The following is a 25,921-nucleotide window of genomic DNA, read 5'->3' as shown; positions in this document are numbered from 1 at the left end:
TTGCTTTTCTCTAACAATTCAGCTAGAGTTTTTAAGGTTACTAACACGCATATTCTACGAGATTTATAAAAAATGTACAAACATTCGTTTATAGCACAGATACATAACCCATGCCGTTTTTTTTGGGCATCTCTAACTGTTTTATTAACACTGAATGGGTGGTCTGGGCACAAACTTTACGCGCAAACTCTAGAAAAACAATATGATATTTTTTTCAGTAATTATTACCTATTGGACATTCCTTTGACAGAAGCTGGTAAAATCATCGCTTCCTCTAATAAAGCATCGCTTATTTCAACGGCGAATACCATTTTTGTTTCTAAAACAAAAGAAAGCTCTAAATATTATATCTTTTCTTACGTAAACAGCATCCCCACTCCCTACGCTAAAAACAAATTTAATTATGTCTTTAGGCGTTTAGGCGAAGCACAGCTTAATAATACTTATCAAAACACCTTGATCATGCATGTAGTAAATTCCACGCAAGAGATTAACATAGGTGATCACGTTGTGGCATTTGATTTAATCAATAATCAACTCCCAGAAGAAGAAATCGTTGCTGATAGAAACATTGAAGGTGTTGTTACACACATGGAAACTAAAGCAGACTTTGCTGGCACTTATCAATCTGTACTCATTAATATTGGCGAAGCCAATGGACTTAAAATGGGTATGCGTGTTTATTTTCAATCACCACAAATGAAAGTAAAAGGTTATGCTATTCCTGGACAATACATTGGGAAGGGTTTTGTTTATCGCTTGGCAAGCCATAATGCAATTGCGCTAATAACAGATGCCAAACAAGAAATCACCAGTGAAAGCCTAGTATCCACCTGCTTGTCTAAAAATCATGAACAGTAATATCGCTATTTTGCATTACATACCTAACTTTCAATTTAAGCATTATCAACAATTGATTGCTTCTAATATTGATCTTGGCTTATTTATTAGCCAGCCACATAAATTTGCAACTATGCTTCGACTTAGCGAAACTACAATTGATTTTATTACTCATGCAAATTATCAGCCTTACTTGAAAAAGATTGATCAATGGCTTAAATCAAGTTCAAACCACCAGTTAATTTGCTTTGATGATGAAGCTTATCCACCGCAACTAAAACAAATTTCTGACCCACCACTTGCATTGTACTGTATAGGTGATATTAACCTACTACAAACGCTACAACTTGCTGTTGTTGGTACGCGCAAATTGAGTCACTATGGAATAAAGGTGGTTGATGCACTTTTACCTAAACTGATTGATCTTAAACTCACTATTACCAGTGGCATGGCATTAGGTATTGATACCCTAGTCCATCAAAAGGCATTAGCCCTGCAAAGCAAAACCATTGCTGTTCTAGGTACAGGTGTTGATATTTGCTACCCCAATCAAAATCGTAACCTATATCAACAAATCCAACAAAATGGTTTAATTATCTCTGAGTTTCTCCTTGGTCAAGCACCAAAGCGCTATCACTTTCCACAAAGAAATAGAGTCATCAGTGGTCTAAGTTTAGGTGTACTTGTAATTGAAGCTGCTGAAAAAAGTGGCTCTTTAATCACGGCTATGCATGCTCTTGAGCAAAATCGCGAAGTTTTTGCAATCCCTGGTAACATTTTTCACACAGAAAGCCAAGGCTGTAATAAGCTTATCCAGATGGGTGCTAAGTTAGTCTGGAATGCTTTAGATATCGCTACCGAACTTAATCTTCCACAACAATTCACACTTAAGCAACCATTTTATCAACAATCACTTTTACTTAATGAGTGCCAGCAAAGAGTATTTGACGCAATCGGTTCAGCTTGCACAACCATAGATAAAATAATAGAAAATACTAACTTAACATATGCGGAAATTACTGGCATACTATTTGAACTTGAGATGGAGGCACTTATTTGTGCTGTTCCTGGAGGTTATCAACGAATTTAATTAAGGCAATATGAGTAGTAAACCTGTCATTTTACAAGTTTTAATGTCTTTATTTAACAACATGACTCAAATAGAAGAGGATGTTGTTAAAATGACCAACTCACACGAACTCTTTTGTGAATTAAAAAAAGCAGGTCTAGATGAGTCTACACTTGAAAACACACTGCTATGGCTTGAAGGCTTTGCCAAACTGAATGAAGTTGACCCATTTGACTATCAAAAAGGTACCATACGAGTTTTTAGCAATGTCGAAAAAGTGATTATTCCTGATAATGGATTAATGATTCTAAATGAGCTCTATCTTAGTGGTGATATCAACGCCTATGAGTTTGAGTTTGTGATCAATCAAATTATGATGCTTAGCACCCAGTCTATTACAATCGAGCAGTTTATATGGGTACTTGATATGACTATAGCCAATCAAAATCGTGATTTTATGACTGATGACGATTATGGTTTAGAGTATTTATTGAATAATTCTCTCACTATCCATTAATTTTTTTACACCTTATTGACCTTAAGCAATCCATCTCATCCATAAATATCTATTTACTAAAATTCCAAGACGCATCTTACTTTTAACGACCATCAAGCGTTACCTCAAAATTGTCAGCACAGCTGTTGCTAAACAAACCATGATAAAAGGATTAACCAGTATCAAATTAAAAGACAAAGCTATCGAGAAAGTCATGGCACATGCTCAGTAGGTACCAGACTATTATCCAACAATAGAAAATTTAACTTAACCACTCCACATATTAAATGCTAAACTAGACGGATTTACTTTTATTGCATTTTTAGAAAATGACACACTCGTCAAGCCTTTTACCGAAGACTATTACAAAACAGTTCACATCGGCTACGATTTCACGAGCTCATACTTACTGTAACCAGCACTCAATTCGCTCAATCAAACCCAGACGTTCTGATAGCATCAACAATGCTATTGCTGTAGAAGGTGAAGTCTTTGGCTCAGGAACAAATATTTACTCACAATCTATTCTACTTGCGTTTGATAAAAATACAAACACACTGACAGAAGTACTGGATGCTGAGTGCTCTTGTCCTTTTGGCGATTTCTGTAAGCATACTTATGCCATTATCTTTATGTTCAATAAAACATTATTTGAAGAACTTAAAAAGCTCGAAACGTCTCCGCAAACAGTAGACCCTACTGATACAACCACCACTTTTCCTATTAATAACATAAGCATAAAAAATAAAGATACTTTTTCTGTTGCGCATTTTAATCGTAATCAATTCGAACGTGAGTTTGCAGAAAGTTTACGTAAAGTAACACATCAACTAGTTCAAGAAAAACAAAACATCCATGATACGTTTATTGCTTATCAGATTAAAGAAGTCACTCAATCAGGGCAAACATGGTATGAGCTACATGCAAGTACCGTACGCATATTAAAAAATAATAGCCTTGCTAAACCACAAAAACTTAATTTACTCAACCTCATTTTAGGCTATACCCGATATCCAGAATGTGCAACTACTGATGATCATATCATTTTAAGCCATATCCGCCAAAGTGCGGATTATAATAGGTATTATATAACTAAACAAAACCTTAAACTCGAGGGTGAAAATGGTTCTAAACTCTTATCTCTTCTTATCGATACAAAGCGCCTATATAAAGCTGAAGTTTCACCTACTAGTGAATTAATACGCGCTGAAGAGCTAGTTCCTGAATTTCATTGGCAAGAAATCAATAATCGATTTCGCTTTAACATCACAATAAATGGTAAAGACCAAATTAAGGTCATCCCAACTTCACCTGCCTTTTACATTAGTTACAACAATATTGGTCAGCTCAAAAGTGATATTGCAGGAACACAATTATTGTTGTTATCTCAACTACATGACATATCAAAAGAAGATATGTTATTTGTTCGTAATCTAATTGAATATTCTCCACTTGCCAAAAACATTACTTTTCCAAAAAATATTCAACAGATCAAACCACACAAGGTGACACCTATTGCAATGATTGAGTTTCATCGTGCTGCTAGCATGGAATGGCCATACTATGGTTATTTTGGTGATGTCAGTTTCAATTATGAAGGACAACTCTTTTCCCCACATGATGGCAGCAGTCCTTTGATAGATTTAAAAGGTCAGCTTATTGAGAAAGACATTGAGTTTGAATACATTAAATTACTTACCCTGTCAAACTTTGGCTTTAAAAAACAAAAACCTGTTTATTCCCAATCTGTACGTCAACGCACGCGACCTATAGCTAGTTATGTGCTTGAATCATTGCCACCTAAAACACCTGAAGATCAATGGCAAGATTTTTATTTAAATGATTTAGAAGAGCTAAAGCTTCTCGGCTGGCAGGTAACGTTTGCCGATGACTTTAATAGTCACTATATCCATCCAAATGAAATTCATATTGATATTGAAGACGGTCCACAAAACAACTGGTTTAACGTTCATTTAAGTGTAAATCACAATGGTCAAGCAATTGATTTACAACCGATTATTGTCAAATATTTACAGCGATCTGGTGACAAAAACAAAAGCGACTTATTGGTCGTACTTGATAACAAATACAAACTTAAACTTGACTATTATAAGCTCATTGAGCCTGTAATTAATTCATTATTAGAATTATCCGATAATAGGGGCACAAGACTTAGACTTCCAAAATGGCAGATTGGCTCACTTATGAGCTTAGAAGAGCAGCTAGGTAAGAGTGGTGCGATAAATTACAGCAAAGCCAAAGCACTTAAATCCTTCGTTGACTCACTTAAAAACATTCAAAACCTACCATCTCTCCCTGTGTCTAAAAACGTCAAGGCCACGCTTCGTGATTATCAACAGCATGGAGTTAGTTGGATGCAATTTTTATCCACTCATGGCATGGGTGGGCTCCTTGCTGATGATATGGGACTAGGAAAGACCTTACAAACTTTAGCTTGGTTACAACTACAAAAAGAAAATAATAAAGATTTCACAACTGCCTTAATTATTACCCCAACTTCGGTCATTGGTAATTGGTTGCGTGAAGCAGAAAAATTCACCCCCAACTTAAAAATATTACTTTTGCATGGTAACGATCGAGCTAAAAACTATGACACATTACTTCAATACGATATTGTCGTCACGAGTTATCCATTAATTTTAAAAGACGAAGAGATACATAATCAAAATAGCTATAGCGCTATTATTCTAGATGAAGCACAAACAATTAAGAACGCTAAAAGCAAACAAGCACAAACAATTTTCTCCCTTGCTACCAAACAACGCTTTTGTCTAACTGGTACGCCAATCGAAAACCATCTAGGTGAATTGTGGTCACAATTTAATTTCTTGATGCCGGGTTTTCTAGGTAATGATGCGCAGTTTCGTAAATACTTTAAAAATCCAATTGAAGGTGCCCAAGATACGGAACGTTTAAAGCTATTAAGAAGTCGCATTGCACCCTTTATGTTAAGGCGTACAAAGGCACTTGTTGCTAAGGATTTACCTGAAAAGACTGAGTCTATTGAACTTATTGAACTTCCAACCGGTCAAAAGCAACTCTACGAAAGTGTGCGCATGGGAATGGAGAAAAAAGTACGTGAAATTTTGAAATCACAAGGTTTAGCAAAAAGCCATATCCACATCCTTGATGCGCTTCTTAAGTTAAGGCAGGCTTGTTGTCATCCACAACTTGTTAAACTTGAAAATGCGCAAAAGGTCAACGAATCTGCTAAATTACATTATCTGCTTGAAATGCTTGATTTACTTGTCTCTGAAGATAGAAAAGTCCTAGTATTTTCTCAATTTGCTGAAATGCTTGACATCATTGCTGAGTCTCTTAACAATCATAAAATCAACTATGTTCAACTCACTGGTCAAACTAAAAACCGTCAACAACTCATCGACAAATTCAGTCACAATCCTACAATCAATATCTTTCTTATTAGCTTAAAAGCAGGTGGTACTGGGCTTAACTTAGTTGCTGCCGATACAGTTATTCACTATGATCCGTGGTGGAATCCTGCAATTGAAGCGCAAGCAACTGATCGCGCTTATCGCATAGGTCAAAATAAACCTGTCAATGTTTATAAACTCATTGCCAAAGACAGTGTCGAAGAAAAAATCTTAAAACTACAAGAGAAAAAAGCAACACTTGCTAGTGGATTATATGACAAACAAGGTCAAGCAGAATTTAAACTAAGTGAAACCGAATTGATGAGTTTGTTTGCGCCATTAAGTTAAAATTATCTGTCATAAGTTTTAAGCTTTTGCCTGACTTCGAACGTTGTGTTACGAATAAACTCAATAATAAACACAACAATTGTTACTAAAATAATCGTTAAAATCATACCCAAAATAATAATAACAACCGATGTCAACCCAACCGGATTAATTGATTTTAAAACTCCACCCAACATCGTAATATTCTTGTTTAGCGATTGTAGTTGCGATTGGTAATTCTGAATCTGAATATTATTGGTAAACATTTGATGTTGATACGATGTAATCATGTTTGATAAATTATTCAGTAATGCCTGACCATTTAAGCTTGCCAAGTCATTGGCTGTAGTTAGACTGTCGATATTATGCTGAAATTGTTTCACGTTTTGCTCATAAATTTTGTTTTGCTCTTCTAATTTCTCAAGGTTAAATTGTACGCTGTTTTGCCAATTTTGAATTCTATTAATATACTGTTCTTGCTTTTGCACATACTGAATAAAATTATAAAATAAAGATACTACCTGCGACATATTCTCTCCTTTAGCATTAGTTGTTAGCATCGACTTTTCTTTTTCATAATTAAGATGATCTACTAACGTATTTTGCTTTTGTTCAAGTTGTCGAAATTGCTGATAATAAATATTTACTAACTGAGATAATTGATTTTGAGGAATGATCTCATGCAAACTCCCATTCTGAATGTAGCTTGGTCCAACAATATTTGCACTATATTGGTAATTATTTTTATGATAGACTGCATACGCAATACTCATTATGACACCAATGATGGTTAGTGCTAACCATAATTTAAAATATTTTGCTAATGTCACCAGCAAGTCACTGATAGTAATAATGTCATTATCCTGTTGATTCATATTTTCCTGTTTATATTGCTATAAGACTAAATGAGACCAAAATATAAAGAACTTTATCAAACTGTGCAAGTAAATCTCTTATTTGTTTTGGTTTATGGTCTCGTGGGCAACCAAAATATTTCAACTCTTTTCACATGTCTACTTAGCACCAAAACCCGTCAAAATAACGTAAATTCTTTTTATCTTGCATGAAAGATTAATTGATTCCAATTTTTAGTATAGTGAAATTTGCTATCGACAATAATTGCATCAACTTGCTTCAAATCTTTTGTATAACATCAGCACACCTAACGCACTAGGACATTTTTATATTTTCAATTAAAGTTAGGAGTTATACACCTTTGATTGAAATGACTGTAATCAAAACGTAAAAGTTTTTTTACGTCAAAATTACGTCAAATAACGTAATTAAAAATAAATAAAGTAGAAAAAAATGAGTAAATCAATAATAACGCAAAAATTGTCAGGATAATTGAAAATACAATTTCAAGCTTTGCCATATGCTTTATAAAAAGCCCTCGAATATGTTGTGATCCCATCACATAAGCCACAAAACCAAACCAAATAAATGTACTTAAGAACATAATTGAAATAATAGCTAGATGGTACCAAAGTGCGGTTGATTTTAAAACAAATAGTGGTAATAGACTCACAAAAAATATAATCACCTTGGGATTGGATAAATTACAAAAAAGTCCCAACAAAAATAAATGTTTTTTAGATGCAACCGCAATTTGTACATCTACCTCAGCCAATGAGTGCTTGCCTTTTGAAGAGCGATAACAATTATAAGCAATATAAAGCAAATAACAGCCACCAAAGAATGATACCCAATGCACGATCATTAGAAAATTATCACTAAGGGAATCTAGTAACAGTACAACCACGGTTGCGTAAGTAAGTACACCCATTGCAATACCTAATGCAACAAGAACGGCAGAATTACGCCCGTACTTAATCGATGATCGCAACACCATAAAGAAATCAGGTCCAGGCAGCATCACGCCAAGCATTTGTAACATTAATAAACTAAATAAGGCAACGATAAGCATTTTGCTTTTATTGTTAGTTTGTTAACACAAACTCAGAAGTTTATCATAAATCGTTTTTTTAAAAAATCTAAAGATTTAGATCATCATTACTTTTATCAGTATCGCTGGCAAATCTATATAGAAATAACCCAAGCTATGACGAGCAAATATCTCACCCACACGCTGAAATATCTGCAACCTAATTAGAGATCAACAACTTGCATTACAAGCATAAACACTATACTATTCACAACCAGTAAGCGACAGAACAAGCAGTAGCGCACTCCCCCTAGCGTAATTCACATGGATGTTTTCCTGACTTGCTGTTGCTTACTTGAGTCTCCTCGTTAATTTCAATTTCAACTTAGCGCCAAATTACTTATTTAAAGATAAGGTAGATTCAGTAGCGCAGTTTATATGTTAAGGGTAATACTCAAAAAATCTTTTAAAATGGTACGCTTATTCCTAACAAATTGAGTATTTGAGCCACAATCACCAGTGAACCTAAAATCAATGGATACCAATTGATAACCTTTTTTCTATGGTCTTTATCGAGGTAAATGGGGGTAAATACAAAAATAATAACAGCAAAAATAGCTGCATATTGCAAAGCAAGAATAAATCCTTTTGGGTAAAACACAGTAAATATAAACGGTGGAATAAAGGTTAATAGAAAACCAATTATTTTATTAATTTCAATACCAAATCGCTTAAAAGTGTCTTTTATGTAGTGATAAAGTGATAATCCAACGCAAATAAAAGATGTAATAATTGAGATATTAATAAACACCGATAAAAAAGTATTGATCATTACACTCTGTGTTGCTTCTTTTATTGCATTGATAAGCGCCGTTAAGGTATTACCGTTTTTAAATATGGTCTCATAACTATGGATACCTGTTTGAGGCAAAATGGTCAAACAAACTATCAACCAAATAATATAAATCACAAGCACCACACTGCTACCAATAAATACACTACGCTTAACCGCTTTCACATCGCCTTTTTGATATTCATACAACACAGGAATAATATTCTGAAAACCAAATGATGGTAATAAAGTCGGCCACGCGAACACAAGTGCATAAAACGAAAGTGGCATTTTAAACATATTTGCCCACTTTAAGACAAATAACATGCTAACTACGCATAAAACATAAAACACAAGCTTAACTGAAACAAACGATCGATTAACATAATCGCTTAATCGGGTACTTAAAATAACTAAGCCAAAAATTATAACAAATACAATAGCATCTACGCTGATGATTGGTAGTTCAGCTTGCGATACTAAATTTACAAGGGATGCTCCTTGTGTAGTATAAGCAGCCATTAATGCGTATAACAATAATAGGTAAATCAAGGTAAAAATAGCTTGTAAGCTTTTTGGCATTTGTTCTTTAATGAGTGTTGTAAAATTGACACCTAAAGGTTGACTAGAGCAAACATGAATTAGGCGTATAGCCGTAAAATACATCACCGACCATGAAATAATTACTAATATAATTGACACCAATAAACCACATGCGGCGGTGATAAGTGGTAACGACAACATCCCTGCACCAATTGTAGTCCCTACTACTAAAAATGCACCACCTAATGATTTTTGCATACAAAAGCCTCCATAGTTCAATAAAAATGTAACGATACATGAGTACATACCAAAAGTATACTATGACCGTACGCAAATTTTGTGACAACATCAATTTTGGGTCACATGTAATTTTTGTTGTCATAGAATAGCAGGATATTGCTCCAAAACTGCCACTACAACTTCTCCCATTTTATTGGCATTTGAACCTTTAATCAGTACACGCGTGTTTTGCTTAATCATATTTTTTAGTTGAGTTATTAAAGTCGAAATTAAGCTTTCCTTTGCTGCAAAATATTGCACATGACTATCAACTTCTGCTTTCATAATTTCCATCCACTCTTTATGTCCATATAAATAAACGTGATCTATTCTGGCTTCCTTTATCCATCTTCCTACTTGTTGATGATAAAACTCCGCATGCTCACCAAGCTCACCCATATTACTAAGTACAATATATTTCACGCCATCAAAAGAAGACAAATCCTCAATCGCTGCTTTAACCGATTGTACACTTGCATTATAGGTATCATCAATGACAGATAAATAGGAATTTACTTGATGTAAAGAGAAACGTCCTTTATAGGGTTTAAAATTACAAAGCGCTATACAAGACTTTTGGATGTCAAGTTTTAACGCCTTGATATAAGCTAATGTCATTAAAGCATTTTGAATATTATGCTTTCCTACTATTTTAAGTTGACCACTGTAAATAATATCATCAACTCTAACTTCATAATCCAACTTATTACTGCTTGCTTTATAGCTAACTAATTGCACATCAGCTTGCTGCTGCATAGAAAAACTAACTTTTTGAACAGCAAGGCTTGTAGCATATTGCACGATTCTACCGTCATCTAGATTAATAATTGCGCAACCATTTTTGTTAACCAATGCTTGTAATAAAGCACCTTTTTCCAACATCACTCCCTCTAATGATTGAAGCTTTTCTAGGTGTGAAGCTGATACATTCGTAATACCTGCTATATCTGGCTGAATTAAGGTTGCTAAATATGGAATTTCACCCTTCGCATTGGTTCCAGCTTCAACAACTAAAAAATCAGCATCGTTTGGCGTAGATAAAATCGTGATGGGCACACCTAGGTCATTATTGAAATTACCTTTGCTATAGTGAACTTTACCAAAAGCGGACAATGTACACACCAGCATTTCTTTTGTTGTTGTTTTGCCACAACTTCCTGTTAGTGATAAAACCGGCATATTAAGCTTACTTCTATACGCTTGCGCTAAATCAAACAATGCTTTACGCGTGTCACCAACAACGATTTGTGGTACAGCTAGATTATGTTGTTTATCACTAACCAAAACTGCACATGCACCATTTTCAATTGCATTTTGAACAAAATCATGACCATCACGATCAGCTTTAATCGCAACAAACAATTGACCTTTTTCAATTTCTCTTGAATTGATATGTACACCTGTAATACTTACATCTGCTCCGATGTACTCTCCTGATATTTCACTTACTAAAGTTTTTAATGAGTCAAGCATCTTTACTCCATAAATTCATGACAACTTCACGTTCATCAAAATGTATTTTAAAATTGTTTTTATCTAAATAGGTTTCATGCCCTTTACCAGCAAGCAAAATAATATCGTCTGCTGTAGTATGTGTAAGCACATATTCAATTGCTTTTTTACGATCCTTTATCACGATATATTTGCTAAATTGTTTATCAAAACCTCTTAAAATATCCGCCATAATATTATCTATTGGTTCTGTACGGCTATTATCTTCAGTGATGATACAAAAATCCGCATGAATTTGAGCGACTTTTGCCATGAGCGGTCGCTTGCTTGTTTCACGTTCACCACCACAGCCAAAAACACAATAAAGTCTACCTTTTAGCTGTGATTGCAAGGCTTGTAAAGCTTTTTGTAACGCATCAGGCGTATGTGCATAGTCAATAACAACCAATGCTTTGTTACGGAACTTTAGCTGCTCTAAACGTCCTTTAGCATTTTGAATAAAAGGTAATGCGTGTTTCACACTTTCCAATGAATAACCATTTGCCAATAATGCGGTTATCGCAGCAGCGATATTACTTAGATTATATTCTCCCATAATCGGCAATAACATCTGTGTTATTTTAACTTCTTTCCAGTAAATACTGACTTCAAAACCAGTTTGCAGATAACGTTCAATTGCAATAAAACAATCTGCCTTTTTATTTTGAATACTGAAAGTAAGCACTTGTTTAGTTTTTAACGAAAGAAGATCTTGGTAGAGTTTCACACCATATTCATTATCAATATTAATAATACATTTTTGCACGTTTTGCATTCTAAACAAGCGTGCTTTGACCTCAAAATAGTCAACCATCGATTGGTGATAATCCAAGTGATCAACATCTAAATTACTGAAAATTGCGATTTCAATGTTGATTCCCTTAATCCGATTCTGGTCAATTGCATGTGATGAAACTTCCATTGCGACAGATTTTACTTTAGTTCGCACAAAGTCCTTCAATACTTTATTTAAGTTTACTGTGTCCAAAGTTGTAAGGGAAGAAGCATAAAGCTTAGGGTAAATACCATTACCAATTGTGCCTAACACACCTGATTTATATCCCAGCTTAGTCAATAACTGACCAATAAAATGAGCAATAGTGCTTTTGCCATTAGTTCCAGTCACAGCATAAATTTGAAGGTGTTGTGATGGAAAATCATAAAACCAACCAGCAAATTCAGATAAATGATGCTTTATTTCTCTAACCTCTAATAAGTCGTCTTTATTGACACTATCAGGGACTAAATGAATGTCTTCTACAACAATGAGGTTTGCGTCTTTTTCTAATGCAGCTGACACATATTGGTGTCCATCATGACGCTGACCCTTTAATGCAATAAAAATATCACCCTTTTGACATCCTTTATGATCTTGGCATAAATTTTCTATAAGAACATATGCATTTTGTTGATTAAAGTGCACTTGTGATAAAAGTCCTTGCTTAGAAAAAAAATTGATAATTTGAGCGATGGTTTTCACGATTTATAAAACTTATCCTAAATGACGTTGTGCTTTAACCGCTTGAGCAAGCTTGTCCAACATTTCTACTGTTTCTTGCCAACCAACACAAGCATCGGTAATGCTTTTACCATATTCTAGAGGTGTAACGAATATCGATTGGTTGCCTTCTTTTAAATTGCTTTCAATCATCACGCCAAAAATATTATCACTACCCGCATTGACTTGTTGACAAATATCTTCAATAACAACCGTTTGCTTCTTATAATCTTTACTGCTATTGCCATGACTACAATCAATCATCACCTTATGTGGCAAATTATGAGGTTTTAAGGCTTCTGCTGCATAGTCCACATGTACCTTCTCATAGTTTGGACCATCGTTGCCACCTCTTAAAATGATATGTGCATCACTGTTACCTGTTGTTTCAAAAATCGCTGTGGTACCTTGTTTTGTCACACCCAAAAAGTGATGTTTGGATTTAGCTGCACGTACTGCATCCACTGCAATGCCAATACTACCTTTAGTGCCATTTTTAAATCCTATTGGACATGATAATCCAGAGGCTAACTCACGATGTATTTGGCTTTCTGTTGTACGCGCGCCAATTGCACCCCATGCAATTAAATCAGAAATATATTGCGGACTAATCACATCTAAAAACTCGGTTGCACAAGGCAATCCCATGTCAGAAATATCCAAAAGCAATTGGCGTGCCATACGCAAACCTTTATTGATTTTAAAACTATTGTCCAAATCAGGATCATTGATTAACCCTTTCCAACCAACTGTTGTGCGAGGTTTTTCAAAATATACACGCATGATAATCACAAGTTCATTACTGTGTTTTTTAGCCTCTTTAAGCAATAACTGTGCGTATTCTTTAGCTGCTTTCACATCATGTACAGAGCAAGGTCCTACCACCACAACAAGTCGGTCATCTTTATCGTGCAAAACATTTGAAACGGCTTTTCTTGCTGCAATTACTGTTGTAATTGCCTCCTTGGTGATCGGATGTTCGTCATGGATGACACCAGAAGGTACCAAGTTGCGCTTGTCTTTAATGCGTATGTTATCTGTTTTGTCATATATCTCTATCAACTTGTCTACTCCCTCTTACTTTTTTATAAACATATCTTGGTGAAATCTCATCTGCAATAACTTTATTTTCAAAGTCAATCCTAAGCAAAATCCCTAGAGCAAAGCACATAATCAATAAGCTACTACCACCATAACTAATTAATGGTAAGGTCAAACCTTTAGTTGGCAAAACACCAATATTAACACCAATATTAACGATTACCTGAAATGCAACCCAAAAGCTAATGCCATAGGCAATATAGCTTTGAAAGTAACGTTGCAGCTGATAGGCAAAACTCGCAATTCTCATGCCTTTCCATATAAGGTAAGTATAAACGGCTAACAATACTATAACGCCCACCACACCTAATTCTTCCGCGATGACTGAGACAATAAAATCGGTATGTGCCTCTGGTAAGAAAAACTGCTTTTGGATCCCACTGCCTAGTCCGTCTCCAAGCCACCCCCCTCGCCCATAGGCAATCAACGCCTGAACCAATTGATAGCCTGTGTTATTAGCATCTGCCCACGGATCTAAAAACCCATTTAAACGTGCCAAGCGATAGGGTTCAAATAGCACTAAAAAAGTTGCAGCAACGCCACCTAATACAATCAAAATAATGAACCACCTAAGTTTAACACCAGCCATAAACATAATGCCAAACACACAGGTAAACATCACAACACAAGCACCAAAATCTGGCTCTCTTAATAATAATCCAGCAATAGCTGCTAAGATAATAAGTGGCTTGATTACACCTTTTAAAGTGTCCCTGGCCAAATCACCAAAACGAACCAAGTAAGAAGAAAAATACATAATTGCACATAGCTTTACAAGCTCTGATACCTGAACATTAATGACAAACAAGGGAATCCAACGCCTTGAACCATTCACTTCACGTCCAATATGTGGAATTAATACTGCAATCAAAAGCACAAATGCAACGACCAACCATAGCTTATAAATCTTTTGGTAGTTATCCGTTGGTATTAGTAAAGCCCCAGTCATAGCAATAATGCCTAAAACGGCAAAAAAACCCTGACGAATGCAGTAAAAATAAGGGTTTCCATAGTCATAATTAGCATCCACCATTGAAGCAGAGGTAATCATAACCCAACCAAAAGCAAGCAATCCCAACACAAAAAAAACAAATGCCATATCAAGTTCAATGTTCGCTCTTAAACGTACTTTCTTAGTATTGCGCTGACTAAATAAATTCCGAATAAAAAACAACACTACTGGACCTTATATTGATTGACTAATTGTTCAAAATACTCACCACGCTGTACAAACCCAGAAAATGCGTCAAAACTTGCGCACCCTGGCGATAATAGCACAATATCTCCTTGTTTTGCGAATGCGAAGCTTGTAGCAAATGCTTCATCAAGGTGAGGGTAAATTATACATTCTATATCTTTTTCCAGGGCTTTTGTAATGAGCAATCTATCCTGACCGTAGATGATCGCTTTCTTAACAGATTTTTTTAATGCAGGAATAAGCATGCTAAAATCCGCACCCTTAGCTAACCCACCAAGGAAAATAATGATATTCTTTTCATCCTGCGCTAAGCCATTCAATGCAGCCTCTACTGCACCAATATTAGTTCCCTTTGAATCATTAATGTATTTTACACCATTAATTGTGGCAACCAATTGGCAACGATGTGGTAAACCACGAAAATGCCTAATTGATTGCTTTATTTTTGCCCATGCAGCTTCATTTAAATCCATTAAACTTTCTAATACCAACAAGACTGCTAATATATTTTCAAGGTTATGGGCTCCTTGCAAAAGGAGCTCATCAGTTGTACAAAACAACTGTCCTTGAAAAAACAACGTTTTACCATCTATCCAACAGTCTTTTGAATTAAAATAACTCATATTTGCTTTGTCTGCGAGGATTAATTCTCGTTGCTTGCCATTTGTTACTTTATAATGACTATGCTCAAAAAGCTTAAGCTTTGACTGACAATATGCCGCATAGTTTGGATAACGATCCAAGTGATCAGGTGATATATTCAACACACAACCTACATCAAACTGTGCTTTTTTTAATAAATCAATTTGAAAACTAGAAATTTCTAGCACATACACTTGGACTTTTGGATCAATTAAGCTCAATGCAGGTGTACCAATATTTCCACCTAATGCTACTTTTATGTCCAGATCACGTAACACATGATAAAGTAGTGAAACAGTTGTACTTTTACCATTTGAACCGCTAATTGCAAGCATTTTTTGTCCTAATGGTTTTACTTCTAAAGCAAATAACTCAATATCACCAACTACTTTATCCCAATATTGAGAAAGTCGATTAAAAGGTGCTTTATTGATTGGAATACCAGGCGCTACTACAATTAAATCATAATGCATCAATTCAAGGGCGTTAAAATCGTCAAAATAAGCATTTGTGCTTACTTCATAATGTTTTTGATCATAAGTATCAATGATAACGTCATATTGATTAAACCACTTAAATACCGAGAAACCAGATATGCCTAAACCAACAATAAGTACCTTTTTAATTTCGCGATTTTGGTAAAAAAATATTGGTCTATTCATCTAATTGCCCCATCTTTAACGTACTTTTAACGCTGCCAAACCAATCAATACAAAAATCACTGTTAAAATCCAAAAACGCACAACCACTTTTGTCTCTGACCAACCTTTTAATTCAAAGTGATGGTGTAGAGGCGCCATTTTAAAAATACGTTTCTTTCTAAGTTTGTATGATCCTACTTGTAAAATCACAGATACCGTTTCCATAACAAACAAAAATCCCATGATAAAAAACACAAGCTCCTGGCGAATAATAATTGCAACGGTACCAAGTATTGCCCCTAGAGCTAAAGAGCCAACGTCCCCCATAAACACATCAGCAGGATAGGCATTAAACCATAAAAAACCAAAACCCGCGCCTGCAATTGCTGCACAAAATACAACAAGCTCCTCAATGCCTACATTTGACATATAATCAAAAAGTAAATGCCCAGCGAAAGCACTATTTGTAATCACATAAGCATATATTCCTAAACCTGACGCTACTAATACAATAGGCAAGATTGCAAGTCCATCTAAACCATCCGTTAAATTTACTGCATTACTGCTACCAACAATAACAAAATAACCTAATACAATTACCCCAAATCCTAATGGAATAGATAAATTTTTGCTAAATGGAATCGATAAACTAAAGTCCATATAACTGTTTAAAAGCCAATAAATCCATACCATTGCCACAAGCGCAAACGCCGACTGCATCAAATATTTATATTTTGCCTTTAATCCTTTTGGATGCCTTAATACCAGTTTTAAAAAATCATCTAAAAAGCCAATCAATCCAAAACTCACTAATACAAACAAAAGCACCCAAATAAATGGACTACTTAATTTTGCCCATAATAAAATTGCAATTATTATTGAAAAAATAATTAAGCATCCCCCCATAGTTGGGGTGTTTTTTTTGACTAAATGGGTTTGTGGACCATCGTCACGTACCACTTGACCAATCTGCATATTCGTCAGCCATCTAATCACTGATTTACCCATAAAAAGGCTGATGATAAGTGCACTAAGAGCAGCCATCAACGCACGAACTGTCACATAACTCCCAAAAATATGAAATGGATTAAAGTACTGGCTTAGCCAATTTGTGAGCCATAATAACATTAAAAATTCCTTGCAATTGACAGGATTTAACAAACAGCTCACATTTTATTTATGCCCCTAGCAGAAAACAATAAAAACAACCGTATAAAGATTGCTTTTTTTAAAGCTAAAGCAACGATACCTTTATCACATTAGGACTTTCTACATTAAAATGTAGAGTATATTAATTACAAAAAGCATAAGATTTACTTATAGATATAACAAAAAAACATACAAATTCTTCAGCTTCTTACACAACACCCCTTTACATTAATCATTAACGTGATTAATCTTGACGCGTGTGCAAAGAACTTCAGCCCCCATCTGAAGCGCTCAATTTATCTTCCATACCCTCATTTGAGCACGGATTCTTTGCACAAATAAAAAAGGCGCCTAAACTGAGCGCCTTTTTTATTTGTATTACTGCTTCAAAACTCAAGCAGCTAAGCTATTTAGACCTTGCGCGACTTAAGACTACCAAAACGTTTTTGGAAGCTATCAACACGCCCAGCTGTATCCACAACACGTTGTTTACCAGTATAAAACGGATGGCACATAGAGCAGACATCCAAATTAATATCAGCACATTTTGTAGAATATGTTTCAAATGTATTACCACAGCTACAGCTCACATTTACCTTTTCGTATTTTGGTTGAATTTCAGTATTCATAAGTTAAAACCTCTTTATCAATTTTATTGCCGCCACCTAGGCCCATCCTAGATACCGCAAAATAAAAACGCAGCACATAATAGCTTAAAGATCGTGAACTCTCAAGCATTTTGATACCTTTCCTTGGAAGAAATAAACACATAGTTCAAGGGTATTTTTATAATGGGTAGATGAGTGTAAAAATACGCTCAGCCAACATTTTTTGTGCTTTTGCAGTTGGATGAACATAGTCCCAAAACAAATAGGTTTGTGGATCATGTTCAATTGAAATATCTTTTTGAATTTCCCCTTTTGCATCTACCCCACCAAAACTCTTAACACAAGCCTCTACTGCATCCTCAAAACCAAATGCCAAAGGTGAGTCTAATGCTTCATGTAAGAATGAATAAGCATCAAAAAGCCTAATCTGTACATCAGGGTACTTCTTTTGCAGTTCCAAGATACCTTGACTTAGTTTTTTGTTTTCTTTGACAATATGCTTTTTAATATATTTTTTAAGATTTACGACTAACCAGCCTGGCAAGGGTATAACTTTATAAGCAGGTGCTACCGTCACATCAGGAACGTTCCAAACCACGATGTTGCGTGCACCCAATTTAACGATACGATCAACACTCCTTACAAGATCACTGGCAACACGATACACAGCAGGTAAATTAAAGTATGGCTTTTCGTTATGAATAGCAAATAAAAAGTTATTACCGCCACCATTTATCATCACTAATGAATCATGTTGAAATCGACCTTCTAGTGCTACAAAACGATCAATCTGCTGACACACTGAAAATGCGTGATCGGTTAAGAGTGATTTTGGGTTCTTACCTGTAGTATATGCACCACCAATGGCATAATTCGTAAGCATCATCGCCGCTGCACCTTGCCTTTGTTTAATCATATCGGCTAAGTGTTCACATGCAACCAAACCATTACAAAAGCGCCCACGATCGTATGGCTCTCCTGGAATGCCTAAAGTTTTAACTACATTCCCATTATCTTGTAAGCTATCCCCAAATACGACAATACTACCAATCTTCATTTATGACTCCCTCAAAAAAATTTACCATCCACTGCGCAACCACTTGTCCATGATCACGCATCCTTAAACTATCTATGCTAGGCTTAAAACAATGTGCCAATGCTTCTTTTTGTTCTTTAATTAAAAGATGATTATGTGCACGCAACATCTCAGGATGTGCTTGCATCCCCCAAACCACATCATCTATGACAAACATTTGGATCGGGCAAAATGTATTTGTTGCAATTATTATTGCATTATCTGGCAATGTAACAACTTGGTCTTGATGATAAAAATTTAAACTCAAATGATCATAAAAGGGATGCATCCAACTTCTTCTTTCCATGATTTTAATACATTGAACACCCACACCCCATCCCTTTATAGAGCGCTCAACACGACCACCTAATGCTTGAGCCAAAATTTGGTGTCCAAAACAAATACCAATGGTTTTTTTCCTAAGTGTATATAAGGTTCGTATTTTTCCTTCTAATTCGTAAATCCAATCCAATCTCTCAAAAGTTGTGGCTTTGCTGCCAGTGATAATGTATCTATCATACTTATTTAAATCATGCGGGTATTGACCAATCGTTACATCAAACACATCAATATCAACTATTGTGGAGACCTTTAAAAAAAGATTAGCAAACATCTCAGGATAATTACCACCTGATACGCATCGCCGATACTCAGGAATATGATCGGCTTGCAATAATGCAACCTTCATTTTTTATTACCTTAAAGCATCTCTTTTAATTGCATGATTGCGGTTTTGGATAGCTTAAACGTATAAAGCTTACTAGCATGTGCTTTTTCTGACTTAAAACCAATAAGCCCGTCATCTAAGTTCAAAACTTCTTCTATCTGAATTGCGCTTTCTTTGCCACCTAACTGCTCTTGCTTTTTATACCAAACTTCTTTGGCACGTTTTATTGCTTGACGATAAGCACCATGTACCTTATTATCGCGCACTTTTTGGACAAATTGATTGGCTACTTGTGGGAGCTCATCTTCTAGTTTTTTCAGCTCATAAAGTGTACGCACATCTTCGATAAAACCATCCACCGTTAACATGCGTATTGCAACTGAAGACTTCGCAATTTTCAAGCGCATAGACACCCAACTTGGCTCTCGCCCCAATGATTTTGCAACATCTATCTTATTCATTTTACGCTTTAGAACTAACTCGGTTAGCGCATCTGCTTCTTCAAATGGAGATACTTTTTCACGCTGTTCATTTTCTAATAACTGAACAATTAAAATCTCATTATCAGCTTCTTCGCGTAAAATGCACGGCACAACAGACAAGCCCAATTCCTTTGCTGCTCGAAAACGTCGCTCACCCGCAATAATATGATAAAAACCATCTTCTTTTTTAGGCGTAACTATAATCGGTTGGATGATACCTTTTTGTTCAATACTTTGCGCTAGCATATCGATATTTTTGAAAATTTTACGCGGTTGATTAGGATCGGGTAACAACTCTGTTAACCTAATATCACGCAACGTACCTGCACTTTGTGCTTTATCATTTAATTGCTTTAGCTGTAGTGCCAAAAGTTCATCTTTTTTGCTGTCAGAATTACCTTCTTTGTTGCCTAATTCGTGGATACGCTTTCGGTTCGCCAATGATACTTTAGCATTCATGCAGAAACTCCCACAAAAAATGCTACAATTTCTTTTGCTAACCTCCTAACCTGAATATGAACATTACTCTCTGGCGCATAATCACCAATATACATGCCCGATGCTTCTGCTTCTACAAATTTTACACTCTGTGGAATATAAGTGCTAAAAGACTTTCCTTCTTCTTCCAATACCTTTAACAAGCTTCTAGACATATTTGAGCCTTTCATGACACGATTACCTAATAACCGATAAGGACGATCAGCAGTTAATGCTAAATCCTTTGCTTCTAAGAGTCCGGATAAATCCATGCCGCTAGGAGCAGAGGGAATAATTACCAAATCAGCTAAAAGTGCAGCTTTTAGCGCTGCTGTTTGAAAATTAGGTGGCGTATCAATCACAATGAAATCAGCTTTTGATTTAATTTCGGTAATGGTTTCTCTAGCATGTTTTTCGTCAACTTGAATCACACTATCAGCCAGACTTTCACTCTTTGCTGCCCATGACCAAGCATCTGGCTTATCCTTATCCATATCAATAACAAGAACATTATGCCCTAATTCTTTTAATCCACCATAAATATTCATAGCTGTTGTGGTCTTACCTGAGCCACCTTTTTGTTGTAGAAGTGCAATGACTTTTGCTGTTTTCATGTAAGCTAATTAAGGTTAATTTTATACTTGCACTAGTATATACTCATCACTAGCCATTTTACACCATTTCTAACTTTCAATTTTGCCTGATTTAGATACATTGGGGACATTGAATTGCTAATATATAGCGGATAAATTTTTTATATATTTATATTATCAAAGTCATTTTCCTTTGTTTTTTTGAGTATGTTTTTTGTTTGATTGAAAAGCGTAGCGCTCGTTGGTGCCAGACATTCTCTAAAGGATTGAAATGCTAATGGTATAAAGAGTAGCATAGGGCATAAAACTAAATAAACAAAAGATCGTAACAGCTCTTTCCATCTAGAGGAATGGATATCTAGACAGCTTAGGGCACCATTATTCTCAATTTCATTAAACTTTTCCATAACACTTTGATATTTTGATTTTTGCCCATCACTACCATTACTATTGCTGTTGGTCAAAATCTCACTGATATCTTTTATGAGGTTACTTAAAATATTATATTTTTGCCTTCTTAAGTCTTTATTATGTACTGCCTCTTTAGATGAGTTTTTTCCTAGCATATGCGCATAAAGTTTCATCAAGCTGGTAAAAAGCGCTTTCATATTAAACTCATTATCGTTACTTTTTCGCTCATATGCACTCAGGAGGATGCTCCGCAAGTTATGCTTAGCATCACTTCCTTGTGGATTATCGTTTTCAGATCGCTCTTGTTTGTTACTAGTATTACAATAATCAGTATTACAGTCCCCTTCTTCTTTTTTATTAACGATAGTTGTATATCTTTTATATGCCTTTATATTTTTATCGTTGTATTCAGGCGTATTGCTGATTAAACTTTGTGTCATTCTATCAGAAATTACACGATTAAACTGATCTGTTCTATCTTTTGGACTTTCAAAGTTAAGACCACTGTATTCGGACAATGATTGTCGAAGTGTCTTATTTTTATCAAGTTCAAAAAAGTTATAACATTCATCAAATGCCTCGTTAAAACACTGTAGTATGATATCTGGAGACGCTTGGGAGAAAAAAGTATTTCTCGCCTTTTCCAACGATTCTATAAATCCTGGGATTCTCAGATAATACTCAAGATAATTTTTATACCATTTTTTATATAAACTAACTTCATATTCATATGCCTTAACAAGACTCTTGTTTTTCATAAAGTCACGAAAAGCTGCCCCAAAATCTAATTTCCCAAGGCAAATCTTGCCATCTTTTCCTATTGTGCCAAAAATATTACCTGAGTGAACACTATAATCACCAAGCAAAAGTGAGATAAATATAACCATTGATAACCCACTGTTGGCAGATTTAAAGCTAGTAATCAGCTGGTATAAATATTTGTTATCAAATTTCTCTAACTTATTACTTCTTATGCTTCTTTTTTCCCAAGGGAAAAAGAGTTTAAAAAGCTCAGTAACCTTTGCCTTTTTTGATGCAAGCGCCTTTGTCTTTTTATCCCCATCAAAAATAGTAACAGGCTCCGCAGTCACAAGCAAATCGTGATAGTCATGCGGTAGTATTTTGTTATCTTTAAATTTACAAATAATCCTTGCCGCTAAGGCTTCAAAGAAAAATTCAGTTTCTTTTTTAGGAACCTTTATAAAATATTCACCTTGTTCATTTGGATTTTGACCTTCTTTATAAAATGTATAAAAACCATTATATTGGCTACCACCTCTTGAGTTCTTACCATCTATTTTTTGAGTTTTATCTGTCTTTGTTACAGTCACTCTTTCAGTTGAGTTTACAAATGTCACTTCCATAGACTTTCCTTTACTTAACTTGGGTTAGATATAAAAGTTTATAATACAACCCACTCATTTTTTTCAGCACGTAAACTTGGTTTTTTAAGTTTGAAAACAATAGGCAATCAACCCAAGCAATAGGTGAGTTTTACCCTTTTATACCGAACTGAGATTATTTAAAGGTCATGCTTTTTTCTAATGGTTTTTGATTTTGCATAAAAATAAAATTACCTTCATTCTTCACTTTAGAAGCGTCTATTTTTTTGCAGACCTTATTAAAAGCTTCTTCAAATTGCTCATTTTTATATCTATTTTCAGATAAAAATACTTTTAGATGTGGAGCTCCACTTGCTACTAGATAACTATCTCTTACGTCTTGCATCATACTTGAAAATTCATTAGGTTTATTTTCCAACATATCAACAAATGCTGAAAATTGATCAAATGTTTTTGAGCTTGTCGCCATAGGGGATAAGGCAAACCAAGCAACGAAAGCATCATCTTTATTTATCCCTTTTTCAACTAACGTTTGTATAAACCCAACCTCTTCTGTTAAAAGACATTTCTCCATTACGACAGTACGGCTTCCGTTATCTAAATTTTCTTTTCGTAAAGATTTTAGTTTTTCTTTTATTTTCTCAATATTAACGCTCATATTTTACGCCTAAATTTAGGTATTACATTTACTTATCTGTATAAACTAAAGATTGTTGTTAGCTAAATCCTGTAAATATTCTTGGTTTTTAGGATTAAATAAACTGAATTCATTATCCTTCTCTACAGCCCAATTATTCTTTGCTGATTGGATAATATCTTGGTATATAGGATTCTTTGCAAGGTCTTGATACAATCCACCAGTTGGTTTTAAATATTCAAGCTTTTTAAAATCATTTTCAGAATTAATTTCACTACCTTGCGGAAGAAAACGTTGAAGCGTCTTTTCTGCTGCACAAGTTATCGCTGTACCAATAAACAACTGTTGCGCTTCTGACCAACTATTACTCTTCACACCATATTGATTAAGTGCTTCAGCAGAAATAGAAGAATCCAATTTATAATTATCTGCTATTGTTTGATAATCAAATAAATTAGCTGTATTTAAACCCTCAAGCCCTGCTTTTATCGCCGAATTATCTAATTTTTCACCTGTGTTAGAACGGAACACTTCAAGCGCTACCAAAGCGTCAATCATTTTTTGATTATCTAACAAAATTTCGCTTAATTCGTTTAAAAAATAAGATTGATAAGTTTCTTTTTTCTCATCAGCTGTCATGATCACTTCATTGAACTGACTTGCATTCACTAGGCTATTTAAATACTGATTCGTTACCCCATATGTGTTATTCCATATAGTACCATACATAGGCGCACGTAATTTTTGAGAAATAACTTCAGCCGCATTTTCTTTTTCAAGATCCTCTTTCAACCCCTGTAATATTCTATTTTCGTCGTAACTACCAAGCTTTCTAGGATCATATGCTTGCATTAAACTCCAAGGAACGCTGTAGGTATGCCCTTTATATTGAAGCTGGTAGGTATAACGTGTGTTGTTAAGGTATTGCTGATCGATATTATCATTAACAAATTCAAGTAACTTACTTAACTTATCAATATCAGATTGAACTGGTATTGCTTGCTTAACATCAATCTGATTTTTTTGAATATTAGCAGATAGGGTATTTGATTCTTCCTTTGCTTGTCGCATATCCTGTTCAAATTTAAGATCATTCTCTAAGGTTTGTAATGTGTATGGCGGCAGATTTAAATCATCGTTGCCTAATTGTGTCAAGACCTCAGGGTGAGTAAATCCAGCAGCATCTACTAAAGCATTATTCATAAGATCAACAAAGGCTTTTTTGATTAGAGGTTCTGGATCAATAGCTTGGTCGTACTCATTATAGTCAATAGCAGTTGGCACTATATTGCTATAATGTGCACCATTGTGTACCAAAAAATGCGGGACTTTACCTGCTATAATTAAATCTCGAAACTTTTCATAAACCTGCCCGGGATGAGAGTCTAAATCATTTTTAGATACCAGCATCAGATTTTGCTTTTTATCCTCAGGAATGATTTTAAGCAATTCAACATACTTTTGAAGATTTACTTGCTCTTGTAAATGCCTTAAAAAACCCGTAACTTCTTGCTTGACTTTATCATGCAACTGATCTTGCATAATTTCTGATGATAAATCATTATCCCCAAATGTTTTTTTTAGTTCAGTTTCGAATGATTCTATCGTTTTATCATCGTTAAAATCTAAAGAAAAATAATTGTTAATATTATCAATATCTTCTACGTAAGCGCCTTTTAATTCGGTATAAAGCATTTTCAAAGCGTCTGTTTCCATAGTATTAACACCATCAAAAACAGCCTGCCAGCCTTTTACTACTGCTGCTTGCTCACTCAAATTTGGATTAGCTAGACGACCAATTGCTATGATTAAACAATCGTTATTGTTATTACCACCATTTTCTTTTAGTTGATATTTTATCATGATTCACCTATTTACTATCTTATGTTAAATTATTCCTACCTTTATAGGCTCATCTATGCACACAACTTTCGGAGCTTCAAAATACTGCTACCAAATCATAACTTGTGTACATAGATTAGCCATTTGCAGGACATACTAAGTTGATTGTTTGATTTTCATTTACTTTTAAAGTGGGTCATATCAGCTAGTGGTAATGGTAAAACACAACTAAGGTTGATCTGACCCCTTATGTAACAAAAAGAATATATTAAACTTGTACTTCTATTTCTTTACTCGCGCTGAAAAACAGCGCGAGTAAATCCCCCCAAGAGAGGTGAAGTGATTAGACTAATTTATTTTTGGATTGTTACTAATTAGTCTCCACTATAATCACGTACTA

At 34.9% G+C, this 25,921-nt stretch carries 21 protein-coding genes; 4 read left to right on the top strand and 17 right to left on the bottom strand.

Annotated elements, in window-relative coordinates:
- The first annotated feature begins 72 nt into the window (after window positions 1–72).
- The 4 genes from DNJ77_RS02125 to DNJ77_RS02110 all read left to right on the top strand — a co-directional run bounded on the left by DNJ77_RS02125 (window position 73) and on the right by DNJ77_RS02110 (window position 6,148).
- On the top strand, window positions 73–861 hold the full coding sequence (locus DNJ77_RS02125; protein ID WP_116963353.1) for a hypothetical protein: 789 nt from the start codon (window positions 73–75) through the stop codon (window positions 859–861).
- The gene (gene dprA / locus DNJ77_RS02120; RefSeq protein ID WP_116963352.1) at window positions 851–1,930 is read left to right on the top strand and encodes a DNA-processing protein DprA; all 1,080 of its coding nucleotides are present in this window, start codon (window positions 851–853) and stop codon (window positions 1,928–1,930) included. The genes DNJ77_RS02125 and dprA overlap by 11 nt, the downstream gene beginning before the upstream one ends.
- Window positions 1,931–1,940: 10 nt before the next feature.
- The gene (locus DNJ77_RS02115; RefSeq protein WP_116963351.1) at window positions 1,941–2,426 is read left to right on the top strand and encodes a DUF494 family protein; all 486 of its coding nucleotides are present in this window, start codon (window positions 1,941–1,943) and stop codon (window positions 2,424–2,426) included.
- 308 nt (window positions 2,427–2,734) lie between these two features.
- Window positions 2,735–6,148 carry a DEAD/DEAH box helicase gene (locus tag DNJ77_RS02110; RefSeq protein WP_116963350.1) on the top strand — a complete coding sequence of 1,138 codons (3,414 nt, stop codon included), beginning with the start codon at window positions 2,735–2,737 and terminating at the stop codon, window positions 6,146–6,148.
- 2 nt (window positions 6,149–6,150) lie between these two features.
- On the opposite strand, the gene DNJ77_RS02105 is transcribed toward DNJ77_RS02110, so the two are convergent.
- The 17 genes from DNJ77_RS02105 to DNJ77_RS02025 form a co-directional block, all read right to left on the bottom strand.
- Window positions 6,151–7,002 (bottom strand): GumC domain-containing protein, encoded by an 852-nt coding sequence (locus DNJ77_RS02105; protein ID WP_116963349.1) that lies wholly within the window; start codon window positions 7,000–7,002, stop codon window positions 6,151–6,153.
- Window positions 7,003–7,397: 395 nt separating this feature from the next.
- A complete protein-coding gene (locus tag DNJ77_RS02100; RefSeq protein WP_116963348.1) occupies window positions 7,398–8,054 on the bottom strand; it encodes a LysE family translocator in 657 nt (218 codons plus the stop codon).
- 424 nt (window positions 8,055–8,478) lie between these two features.
- Window positions 8,479–9,645 carry an amino acid permease gene (locus DNJ77_RS02095; RefSeq protein ID WP_116963347.1) on the bottom strand — a complete coding sequence of 389 codons (1,167 nt, stop codon included), beginning with the start codon at window positions 9,643–9,645 and terminating at the stop codon, window positions 8,479–8,481.
- Between the two features lie 120 nt (window positions 9,646–9,765).
- A complete protein-coding gene (locus DNJ77_RS02090) occupies window positions 9,766–11,139 on the bottom strand; it encodes a UDP-N-acetylmuramoyl-tripeptide--D-alanyl-D-alanine ligase (RefSeq protein ID WP_116963346.1) in 1,374 nt (457 codons plus the stop codon).
- Entirely contained in the window at window positions 11,132–12,580 is a 1,449-nt protein-coding gene (locus tag DNJ77_RS02085; protein WP_157966555.1) for a UDP-N-acetylmuramoyl-L-alanyl-D-glutamate--2,6-diaminopimelate ligase, read from the bottom strand. Before DNJ77_RS02085 ends, DNJ77_RS02090 begins: the two co-directional genes overlap by 8 nt.
- 69 nt (window positions 12,581–12,649) lie before the next feature.
- Complete coding sequence (locus DNJ77_RS02080; protein ID WP_275667750.1) at window positions 12,650–13,717, bottom strand: 3-deoxy-7-phosphoheptulonate synthase; 1,068 nt, start codon at window positions 13,715–13,717, stop codon at window positions 12,650–12,652.
- Window positions 13,701–14,933 (bottom strand): putative lipid II flippase FtsW, encoded by a 1,233-nt coding sequence (ftsW, locus tag DNJ77_RS02075; RefSeq protein WP_116963344.1) that lies wholly within the window; start codon window positions 14,931–14,933, stop codon window positions 13,701–13,703. Before ftsW ends, DNJ77_RS02080 begins: the two co-directional genes overlap by 17 nt.
- Window positions 14,933–16,258: a UDP-N-acetylmuramoyl-L-alanine--D-glutamate ligase gene (gene murD, locus DNJ77_RS02070; protein ID WP_116963343.1), complete on the bottom strand. Its 1,326-nt coding sequence runs from the start codon at window positions 16,256–16,258 to the stop codon at window positions 14,933–14,935. Before murD ends, ftsW begins: the two co-directional genes overlap by 1 nt.
- A 15-nt stretch (window positions 16,259–16,273) precedes the next feature.
- Complete coding sequence (mraY, locus tag DNJ77_RS02065) at window positions 16,274–17,365, bottom strand: phospho-N-acetylmuramoyl-pentapeptide-transferase (protein WP_116963342.1); 1,092 nt, start codon at window positions 17,363–17,365, stop codon at window positions 16,274–16,276.
- 431 nt (window positions 17,366–17,796) lie between these two features.
- On the bottom strand, window positions 17,797–18,015 hold the full coding sequence (rpmE, locus tag DNJ77_RS02060; RefSeq protein ID WP_116963341.1) for a 50S ribosomal protein L31: 219 nt from the start codon (window positions 18,013–18,015) through the stop codon (window positions 17,797–17,799).
- A gap of 157 nt (window positions 18,016–18,172) precedes the next feature.
- Window positions 18,173–19,051: an SGNH/GDSL hydrolase family protein gene (locus DNJ77_RS02055; protein ID WP_116963340.1), complete on the bottom strand. Its 879-nt coding sequence runs from the start codon at window positions 19,049–19,051 to the stop codon at window positions 18,173–18,175.
- Window positions 19,038–19,757 (bottom strand): glutamine amidotransferase-related protein, encoded by a 720-nt coding sequence (locus DNJ77_RS02050; protein WP_116963339.1) that lies wholly within the window; start codon window positions 19,755–19,757, stop codon window positions 19,038–19,040. Before DNJ77_RS02050 ends, DNJ77_RS02055 begins: the two co-directional genes overlap by 14 nt.
- 11 nt (window positions 19,758–19,768) lie before the next feature.
- Entirely contained in the window at window positions 19,769–20,677 is a 909-nt protein-coding gene (locus DNJ77_RS02045) for a ParB/RepB/Spo0J family partition protein (RefSeq protein WP_116963338.1), read from the bottom strand.
- Window positions 20,674–21,309: a ParA family protein gene (locus DNJ77_RS02040; RefSeq protein WP_116963337.1), complete on the bottom strand. Its 636-nt coding sequence runs from the start codon at window positions 21,307–21,309 to the stop codon at window positions 20,674–20,676. Before DNJ77_RS02040 ends, DNJ77_RS02045 begins: the two co-directional genes overlap by 4 nt.
- Window positions 21,310–21,449: 140 nt before the next feature.
- Complete coding sequence (locus DNJ77_RS02035; protein WP_116963336.1) at window positions 21,450–23,063, bottom strand: hypothetical protein; 1,614 nt, start codon at window positions 23,061–23,063, stop codon at window positions 21,450–21,452.
- Window positions 23,064–23,217: 154 nt separating this feature from the next.
- Window positions 23,218–23,700, bottom strand: coding sequence for a hypothetical protein (locus DNJ77_RS02030; RefSeq protein ID WP_116963335.1), 483 nt, complete (start codon window positions 23,698–23,700; stop codon window positions 23,218–23,220).
- Between the two features lie 45 nt (window positions 23,701–23,745).
- Window positions 23,746–25,542: a hypothetical protein gene (locus tag DNJ77_RS02025; RefSeq protein ID WP_116963334.1), complete on the bottom strand. Its 1,797-nt coding sequence runs from the start codon at window positions 25,540–25,542 to the stop codon at window positions 23,746–23,748.
- Window positions 25,543–25,921 lie beyond the last annotated feature (379 nt).

Origin of the sequence: Fastidiosibacter lacustris, from assembly GCF_003428155.1 — a bacterium.
Lineage (GTDB): Bacteria > Pseudomonadota > Gammaproteobacteria > Francisellales > Francisellaceae > Caedibacter > Caedibacter lacustris.
The sequence above is the reverse complement of the archived record's forward strand: the minus strand, read 5'-3'. Positions and strand labels throughout refer to the sequence as shown.